This is a genomic window from Streptomyces sp. NPDC048483 (assembly GCF_040651455.1).
Classification (GTDB): Bacteria; Actinomycetota; Actinomycetes; order Streptomycetales; family Streptomycetaceae; genus Streptomyces.
In genome coordinates this window covers 25,696-34,702 of the sequence record NZ_JBEZJZ010000049.1, presented here as the reverse complement: position 1 = coordinate 34,702, position 9,007 = coordinate 25,696, and the positions used below count along the sequence as shown (strand labels likewise).

Annotated in this window: 5 protein-coding genes and 1 pseudogene; 2 read left to right on the top strand and 4 right to left on the bottom strand. The window is 71.5% G+C overall.

Annotated elements, in window-relative coordinates; translation table 11 throughout:
• The 4 genes and pseudogenes from AB0D04_RS23655 to AB0D04_RS23640 all read right to left on the bottom strand — a co-directional run.
• Window positions 1–1,356, bottom strand: a pseudogene (locus tag AB0D04_RS23655) (hypothetical protein); the annotation flags it as partial.
• 107 nt (window positions 1,357–1,463) lie between these two features.
• Entirely contained in the window at window positions 1,464–1,847 is a 384-nt protein-coding gene (locus AB0D04_RS23650; RefSeq protein WP_362706617.1) for a hypothetical protein, read from the bottom strand.
• A 376-nt stretch (window positions 1,848–2,223) separates the two neighbouring features.
• Window positions 2,224–4,392 (bottom strand): YhgE/Pip domain-containing protein, encoded by a 2,169-nt coding sequence (locus tag AB0D04_RS23645; RefSeq protein WP_362706614.1) that lies wholly within the window; start codon window positions 4,390–4,392, stop codon window positions 2,224–2,226.
• Window positions 4,364–5,167, bottom strand: coding sequence for an ATP-binding cassette domain-containing protein (locus AB0D04_RS23640; RefSeq protein WP_362706612.1), 804 nt, complete (start codon window positions 5,165–5,167; stop codon window positions 4,364–4,366). The genes AB0D04_RS23645 and AB0D04_RS23640 overlap by 29 nt, the downstream gene beginning before the upstream one ends.
• 282 nt (window positions 5,168–5,449) lie before the next feature.
• Here AB0D04_RS23640 and AB0D04_RS23635 point away from each other — a divergent pair, with 282 nt between their 5' ends.
• Together AB0D04_RS23635 and AB0D04_RS23630 are read left to right on the top strand one after the other, a co-directional pair.
• Entirely contained in the window at window positions 5,450–8,284 is a 2,835-nt protein-coding gene (locus tag AB0D04_RS23635; protein ID WP_362706609.1) for a discoidin domain-containing protein, read from the top strand.
• 168 nt (window positions 8,285–8,452) lie between these two features.
• The gene (locus AB0D04_RS23630) at window positions 8,453–8,917 is read left to right on the top strand and encodes a hypothetical protein (protein WP_362706606.1); all 465 of its coding nucleotides are present in this window, start codon (window positions 8,453–8,455) and stop codon (window positions 8,915–8,917) included.
• The last annotated feature ends 90 nt before the right edge of the window (window positions 8,918–9,007 follow it).

Genomic DNA, 9,007 nt, shown 5'->3' with positions numbered 1-9,007 from the left:
GGCCGGCTGGGTGCTCACCTGGTCCGCGGTGGGGCGAGAGGCGTCCGGGGCGGGGCTGCCCGAGTCGGGGGTGGGGCTCGAGTCCGGGGCGGTGGAGTTCCCGTACGGGTTGTGGTTGCCGCCGCCTGTGTAGCCCTCGTCGAAGGCCGTGCGCTGGTCCGGGGGCGGAAGGGGCTGCGCCTGGGGGACGTTGCGGTTGCCGTCCGGGCCGGGGGAGGAGCTGTCGGAGGTGGTGGACGGCGTGCTCGTGGAACCGCCGCCCGTAGCGCCGGAATCACCGCCCGAATGCGTGGAGTTGGCGCCGCTGCCGCTGCCGCTGCCGCTGCCGCTGCCGCTGCCGCTGCCGCTGCCGCTGCCGCTGCCGGCGCTGGTTCCTGCGCCCGTACCGCCGGCACCCGAACCGCTCGCGCCCGTACCGCCGGTGCCACCGCTCGACTCCCCGGAGCCACCCCCGCTGCCGGATCCGGACCCGCTGCCCGAGCCACCACCGTCGCCGCTCCCGGAGCCGCTCCCGGAGCCGCTCCCGGCCCCCGTGCCGGAGCCGCTCCCGGACCCGCTGGTCTCGCTCGAGCCCCCGCCGTCCCCGCCGGCGTCTTCGCCGCCGCCCCGCCCGGCGGCGTGATCCAGCCCGTTACGGGCGTGGTGGCCGGCCCTGGCGCCCGCGCCGTCGCGCAGCGCCTCGGTGAAGGTCTGGCCGGAGTTCTTGAGGGCGTCCACGCCCGCCTCCGCACCGGCCTTCGCGCTGCGGCCGACGTCGAAGCCCTGCTGGGCCCCGAAGTTCATGTTCATGCCCTGGGCGATGGCGTCGGAGATCATGGCCTCCAGCGCCGAGACGGCGGGCTCCTTGAGCGTCTCCATGATCGCCTCGACCAGGGCCTCCCGTGCTTCCTTGAGGATGCGGCGCACGATCAGGCGAGTGGCCTGCGTGGCGCCCGCGGCGCCGATTTCGGACAGGCCGAGGGTGAAGGGTGCGGCGGCCTGGGCCGCGATGATCTCCGCGGCAAGGATGGCCAGTTGGGCGATGACCGCGACCTTCATGCCGATGATGATCACGGCGCCGGCGTCGAGCGCGAAGGCGATGAGTTCGGCGGCGGTACGGGCATCGTCGAGGTAGCCCGAGCCGCTGCCCGAGAACTTCTCCCAGGTCTTGCTGAAGCCGTCGATGCTGTCGCCGGAATTGGCGGACAGGACATTGCCGGCGGCGGAGACCCCCTCGGCCTGCAGCTGCTCGACGGCACGCGCGAAGTCCCGCCACTTCTCGGCGGACTCCTGCATCTTGTCCTCGTCGCCCGTCGGCCAGTCGAAGCCAAGCATCTCGAGAACCCACTCGGCCCAGTCGGGCAGCATGAGCGACATTGCGGCAATCCCCCCTGGAACGGCGAAGCTCTATGGCGGGTACGGCGAAGGAGCGCGGGGCGGGGTGGGGCGGCGCGGTCGGCGCGGGCGGTGCAGGCGGTGCGAACTCAGACGTGCGGAGACTTGAGAGCGGTGATCTGCCCGCTCTCGGCCTCGGCGTTGGCGATGTGCTGCTGCATCAAGGAGTCGTTGAAGTCCTCGTCGGCCTGGTGATTGCCGGCCATGGTGCTCAGGGCGCCGCCGATCTCCTGGAGCTTGGCGGCCAGATGCCCCATCGACTCGTACATGCCGTCGCGCAGGCCCTCGTACACCACGCCGAACTTCTCACCGATGTCGTCATCGCCCCAGGGCGGCGTGTCCTGGCCCTCCAGGCCGGTCAGCGCGCTCTGCAGCGTGTCCACCGCGGACTGATAGCGCCGTCCGATCCCGGTGAAATCCTTGCCCCCGGCCTTCAGTGACGGTACGTCCGCCTGCAGTCCATCTCCGGCCATGGCGGCCCCCGTTCCCCTGCTCGTGACGCACGTACGGTTCGTCGTCGTGCACGGTCCAACGTTGGACAAAGTTTACGTGCAAACTCCCCTATCACCTCAAGACGTTGGTTGTCACAAGGGTGTCACCGACAGAGGCCGCCGTGCCGTTACCCGGTTCCGGCCGGGGTGCGTCAGGGCGAGGTGCTCGGCCGGTACCACCGGCGGCAGACCTCGATGGCCGACTCCGGTGGGAAGTCCGGCACGGCGGTCATCTCGCCGCTGAGCTTGGAGATGACGATATTGCTGCCAGGGGGATGCGGAGCAGGGAAGGCGAGAGGGGCCGGCGCCTGTGCGGCGCCGGCCCCTCCCCGTCGGCTCAGGGCCGCTCCGCCTTCGACTACAGGCTGAGCTCCGGGTGCAGGTCCTTCATCCGTACGACCTGCCGGCCGCGCGCCGTCAGCGCGGTGAGCGCCAGCGCGCCCAGGGTGAAGGCCACCAGGACCGCCGAACCCTGCCAGACGATGGCGAGGTCGCCGCCGGTTATCAGCCGGCGCAGACCGTCGACGACGTAACTCATCGGCAGGAACGGGTGGATGGCGGCGAAGAAGCCGGGGCTGGTCTGCACCGGGTAGGTGCCGCCTGCCGAGGTCAGCTGGAGCATCAGCACCACCAGGGTCAGCACCCGGCCCGCCGGCCCGAACCGGGCGCCGAAGAACTGGATGATGGCGGTGAAGGCGGCCGTCGCCAGCAGCAGGAAGCCGACGGTGCCGGCCGAGCGGGCCATCTCCAGGCCGAGGCCCCAGTGGAGTACGGCCATCAGGGCCAGCACCTGGACGACGCCGATGGCGAAGGCCGGCAGCCAGGACCCGAGCGCGATCCGCCAGCCCGGTGCACCGGCCGCCAGCGCGCGCTTGCCCAGCGGCTGGAGCAGCATGAACGCGACCATCGCGCCGACCCAGAGCGACAGCGGGATGAAGTACGGCGCCAGTCCGGTGCCGTAATTGGGCGCCTTGTGCATCGACTTGGCGGCCAGTTCGACCGGGTCGGCCATCACCTCGGTGCGGGCGTCACGGTCCTTCTTGTTGTAGTCCGGGATCTTGGCGACGCCGCTGTGCAGCCCGTCGGCCAGCTGGTTGGAGCCGTCCTTCAGCTTGAACAGGCCGCCGGTGAGCTTGTCGGCGCCCTCCTTGGCGTCGCCGAGCTTGTTGTGTATCTGACCCGCGCCGTCGGCCACCTTGCCGGTGCCGTCGGCGAGTTGGCCCGCGCCGTCGGCCAGCTGCCCGGTGCCCGCGGCGATCTTGCCCGCGCCGTCGGACACCCGGTGGGCGCCGCCGTTGAGCCGGTTGATGTCGGCGACAGCGGCGTCGAGGTCCCGCTCGGCGGTCGGCGCGCGGTCGGCGACCTCGGTGGCCACCTTGTCCAGGGTGTGCAGATCGCCGGTCAGCTTGTCGATCTCCGACGAGTGCGCGACGACGACGGAGTTGACCTTCTCCGCGGTACGGGCGGCGAAGGCGGTGGCGTCCCGGGCCTTCTTGAGCGCCGGGCAGTCTGCGTCGAGAGTGACGGTGCCCCCGCAGCGCTGGTTGTACAGCGAGGCGATCTCGTCGGCGGACTGCCGTGCGTCCGCGGCGGCGTCCGCGGTCCCCTGCGGCAGTTTGCGCAGGTCGGCGGCGAGCGCACGGGAGGTTCCGGCCACCCACCGGGCCTTCTCGCCGAGGTCCTTGGCGTACTTCTGGAGGACCGGACGGGCCTGCCCGGCCAGCCCGTTGGCCGTGTTGGCGAGCTTCTGGGTGCCGTCCGCCACCTGGCGGGCGCCCTCACTCAGCTGCTTGATCTTGGACTGGGCGGTGCCGACCCCCTTCTTGAGGTCCTCGGCGCCCTGGTGTGCCTTGCCGGCCCCGTCACGCAGGTCCCCGGCGCCCTTGCCGAGCTTGCCCAGGCCGTCCGCGAGATCGCCGGAGCCCTTCCTGGTCTTGCCCAGATTCTTTTCGATCTTCCTGGCGCCGTCCGCCGCCTTCTCCGTCTCGTCGTGCAGATCGGAGAACGACACAAAGATCTTGTCCAGGAAGGCCCGCGACGACTTCGCCGAGGTCTTGGCCCGGATCTCGGAGAACACCGTCTTCGATATGGAGCCGACGATGTAGTTGTTGGCGTCGTTCGTACGGACCCGGAGCGCGCCGGCCTGCGGTGAGTCGCCGGAGCTGGAGGCGATCCGCTCGCTGAAGTTCTTCGGGACGGTCAGCGAGAGGTAGTACGTACCCTCCTCGAGGCCCTTGGCGGCATCCGCGGAGCTGACCTCCTGCCAGTCGAAGGTGTCGCTGTCCTTGACGTTCCTCGCCAGATCGGAGCCCGCGGTGATCTTCTTGCCGTCGGCGGTGGCGCCCCGGTCGTCGTTGACCAATGCCACCGGGATCTTGTCGAGGCGGCTGTAGGGGTCCCAGAAGGAGAACAGATACAGAGCTCCGTACAGCAGGGGGATCAGCATCAGGGCGACGAGGCCCAGCCGGGGGAGCTTTCCCCTGCCGAAGCGCCTGAGCTCAAGCGCGGCCAGTTTCGGCGAACGCATGGGGTGCTTCCTCCTTGTCCTTGTCCTGGTCGTTGTTCCGGCCCCTGGGCGCCTGGTGCTCGTTGGCGTCGACGGCCGGCTCGGCGTCCATCGGTGCGGTGCGGACGAGCAGCGCGTCCGCCGGGGCATCGCTGCCCGCGGCGACGACGGTGGTGCCCTCCCGCGCGATGTCCCGCAACAGCTGCCAGGCCAGGGCGCGTTCAGGCGGGGACAGCTTCAGATCGACGTCATCGACGGCCAGCAGGCGCGGGCCGTGCATCACCGCGAGCGCGATGGACAGCCGTAGCGCTTCGAGCCGCTCCAGATCGCGGACGGTCGTCCGCAGGCCCTTGGGCAGGGTGCCGGGGTCGAGCCCGACGGCCGCCAGCGCGGCCTCGACACGGGCCCGGGTGGCCTCCTTGCGACGGCGTCCCCAGGGCAGCGAACCCTTGAGGCGACGGCCCAACAGGGCCTGTTCCTGGAGGTGTTCGCCGACCGTGAGGGCCGGTTCGAGGTCGGCGACGCCCGGTACGTGCGCGATGGCCGTGCGGCCGCGCACCGTCCCCATCCGCTTCGGCAGCGGGAACCCGGCGACCGTCGCCTGGCCCTCGGTGATCCGCATCCGCCCCGTGAGCGCGAGCAGCAGACACGTACGGCCGGATCCCGAGGGGCCCAGGACGGCGATCAGCGCGCCCGGGTCCGCGGAAACGTCGACACCTCTGAAGGCCCATCCCCGTGGGCCCTCCACTCCGATTCCCCTGGCGCTGACCGCCGCCCCCTGACGGGTGGTGTCCACAACCCCTCCTTTGTTCTGACTGGTCAGTCTAAAAGTCTGCCGTAAGTGAGGGCCTATTGACCAATCGGAAGTGATTTGGCGGGTGTGATCTGGCGCATGATGCGGCGCGGTCGATGCGGTGTGGGTGAGGTGCCGCGGCCGATTGCATGACCCGGGCGGGCGTGGGGACTTAAGGTGCCCAGACGTCCACGAGGCTCTGGCTTCGCGGCGTCCGAAGCGGCGTTCAGGGCGTTTGTGCCCGAGCATGGGGTGCGGGCGGCCACACACGTACGACGGAGAGCCATGGATCACTCCCCACATTCCGGGAACCGGTCGGCACGGACAGCGGCACGCCCGCGGCCGCCCGGGCCCGCCGCCCGCCGGACGCGCAAACTGGTCGCCCCGCTGCTCGCCGGAGCGGTGGTCGCCGTACTGGCACCCGCGTCGGCCTCCGTTCCCGACCCGGGACCGGTCCCGGATCCGGCCTCGGTCCGGGCATCGGCACCGGCCGGCTCCCTGACCCACGGCGGGTGCACGGGCCCGGGATGGGCGGCAACCGCCACCCGGATCGACCCCCGGGACACCTACCATGCCTTCGTCGGCAACGGCTATCTCGGGCAGCGGGTGCCGCCCAACGGCACCGGATACGCGGCCCCCGGCGGCAAAACCGGCTGGCCTCTCAAGACCCCCGCATACGACGGGTCCTTTGTCTCCGGCCTGTACGCCAAGGGGCCGGAGAACCTCGCGGGCCGCCAGGCCATCGCCGCGATCCCCACCTGGACCACTCTCGACGTCACCACCGGCGGCCCGCACCCCGAGACCTTCTCCTCCGCCACCCCACCCGGCCGGATCTCCCACTACCGCCAGACGCTCTCCCTGCGCTGCGGCTTCCTCCGCACCTCGCTCACCTGGAAGGCCGCCGACGGCCGCACCACCGACCTGGTCTACGACGTCCTCGCCGACCGCAACGACGCCCACGCCGCAGCCGTACGGCTGCGGATGACGCCCCACTGGACCGGCCGGGCCACCGTCACCGACATCCTCGACGGCCGCGGCGCCCGCCGGGTGACACCGGCCCGTGGCGCCGCCACCGCCGGCGGCACCATGGAGGTCGCCTTCCGCACGGACGGCACAAAGACCGACGGCGCGGTGGCCTCCACTCTGCGGCCAGGACCCCATGTCCACTCCGCCCGGCCCCTGCAGGCGACGCGGCCGGCCAAGCTGAGCAGCCGCCAGGGCGTCACCTTCCCCGTGCGCAGCGGCCGCTCGTACGAGCTGACCAAGTACGTCGGCGTGGACACCGCGCTCACCTCCCGCTCCCCGCAGGCCGCCGCGTACGCCGCCTCCCGCCGGGCCGCGGGCCGCGGCTGGGATGCGCTGTTCGCCCGCCATACGGCGGCATGGCGGAGGCTGTGGCGCTCCGACATCGAGGTCAAGGGGCAGCGCGACCTCCAGTCCTGGGTGCGTTCCGCGCAGTACGGACTGCTGTCCAGCACCCGCGCCCACAGCGGCAACAGCATCGGCCCCACCGGCCTGACCAGCGACAACTACGCCGGCGAGATCTTCTGGGACGCCGAGACCTGGATGTACCCCGGCCTCCTCGCAAGCCACCCCGTACTCGCCCGGTCGATCGTCGACTACCGCTACCGGACCCGGGCCGGCGCCCGCGCCAACGCCGAGAAGCTCGGCTACGACGGCCTCTTCTACCCCTGGACCAGCGGCAGCAAGGGCAACCTGGGCAACGAGTGCCACAGCTGGGACCCGCCGCACTGCCGCACCCAGAACCACCTCATGGGCGACATCTCGCTCGCCGCCTGGCAGTACTACCTGGCCACCAAGGACACCGCCTGGCTGCGGTCCCACGGCTGGCCGGTCCTCAAGGGCATCGCCGAATTCTGGGCCTCGCGGGCCACCCGTAACGCCGACGGCAGCTACTCGGTCAAGAACGTCGCCGGCCCCGACGAGTACAGCAACGGCGTCAACGACGGCGTCTTCACCAACGCCGGCGCCGCCACCGCGCTGCGGCACGCCACCCGCGCCGCCGCCGTCCTCGGCGAGCACGCCCCGGCCTCCTGGACGGCCATCGCCGACAAGCTCCAAATCCCCTACGACACCAGGAGCAAGGTCTTCCAGCAGTACACCGGCTACCGCGGCACCACCATCAAACAGGCCGACACCGTGCTGCTGATGTACCCGCTGGACTGGCCCATGTCGCGGCGACAGGCGGCGAGCACCCTCGACTACTACGCCGCGCACACCGACCCGGACGGCCCGGCCATGACGGACTCCGTGCACGCCATCGACGCCGCCGGCCTCGGCGAACCCGGCTGTGCGACGTACACCTACCTGCTGCGCGCCATCAAGCCGTTCGTCCGCGGGTCGTTCGCGCAGTTCTCCGAGGCACGCGGCGGCAAAGCAGGCGCCGGCGACCCGCACGCCGGCCGGCCCGCGCAGGACTTCCTCACCGGCAAGGGCGGCTTCCTGCAGACCTTCACCCACGGGCTGACGGGCCTGCGGATGGAGGAGGACCGGGTGCGTCTGGACCCGATGCTGCCGCCACAATTGTCCGACGGTGTCACCCTGCGTGGCCTGCACTGGCAGGGGCGGACGTACGAGATCGCGCTCGGCGCGCACCACACCACCGTGCGGCTGACGGCCGGAGCACCGATGCGGATCGCCACCCCGGAGGGCGAGAAGGTGGTGAGCCGGGGCCTGCCCGCGGTCCTCAAGACGCGCCGCCCGGACCTGGCCGCGACCTCCAACGCCGCCCGCTGCGTCCCCGCCGTGGCGGCCTCCGAAGAACCCGGCATGTACGCGGCCGCAGCCGTGGACGGCAACGCCGCCACCGCCTGGACGCCGGACAACTCCACCGCCACCCTGACCGTCGACCTCGGCCGGATCACCGTCATCGGCCAGATCACCCCGCACTGGACCGCGACCCGCCCCAAGTCCTACGTCGCACAGGTCTCGCAGGACGGTAGGCATTGGCACGGGACCGGCTACTCGGGCCGGACACCGGCCCGCTACGTCCGTGTAGTGGTGCACGGCGAGGAGGCCGGGCCGGCCGCCGGCAGGCCTAAGAAGCTTCCAGGCATTACGGAGCTGACGGTCCGCAAGGCCGCTGTGGGTGACCCGTAGGCCGGGGGTCCTGGCCCACCGGCAGCTCGCTGTACGAGCGGAAGGTGTAGACGGCGGTCGCCGATATTTTGTTCCGCCCGGAGGGCGCCGGCAGGCCGAGCCGCTTGTCGAGCACCTTGCCGCGCGGCCCGCAACCGCGTGGGAGCGCGGTGCGGCGAACGAGGCGTCGTGGACCGCGAACCTCAGAACCGGCGGTTGCCTGGAAACCCACTCCGTGCCGCCGTCCTGGAGGAACCGGAATTTCACCGGGTCCGTATCCGCACCTATCGAGCAGCGCTCGCCGAGCAGCGGGTGCAGCAGGCGGAAGCTCATGTCGAGCGCGCCTCTGTGCACACCGTCCGAGTAGAAGTCGGAGAACCCGGCGTACTGCGGTTGGATCCGCAGCCGCCCGGCCACGCGCGTGGCTGCGGAGCGCAGGCCGCCGAAGACCTGGCCACGGCTGCCGTCCGGCAGGGGGCCTTCGGCGTTCGTGGCGGTCATCGGGGCGAGGGCCGGGACGTCCAGCGCGCCGATCCTGAGGCTGCTCTTCATCACGAAGACCTCGCATCGCCATTTCGCGGCATCGACGCCGGGCGGCAGGGCGGGGCAGTCGCGGAAGTCGAACGAGTCGAACGAGTCGAACGAGCGGGATGAGCCGGATGAGGGGGAGGGGCGCGGCGCGGACGGTTCGGCGGCCGCGGCGGGCGTGGCCGTGCCGACGATCAAGGCCGTGGCGGCGGCGCC

Coding starts and splice junctions, on each gene's coding strand:
- AB0D04_RS23650 (WP_362706617.1), bottom strand. CDS start 1,847: ATGGCCGGAGATGGACTGCAGGCGGACGTACCGTCACTGAAGGCCGGG.
- AB0D04_RS23645 (WP_362706614.1), bottom strand. CDS start 4,392: ATGCGTTCGCCGAAACTGGCCGCGCTTGAGCTCAGGCGCTTCGGCAGG.
- AB0D04_RS23635 (WP_362706609.1), top strand. CDS start 5,450: ATGGATCACTCCCCACATTCCGGGAACCGGTCGGCACGGACAGCGGCA.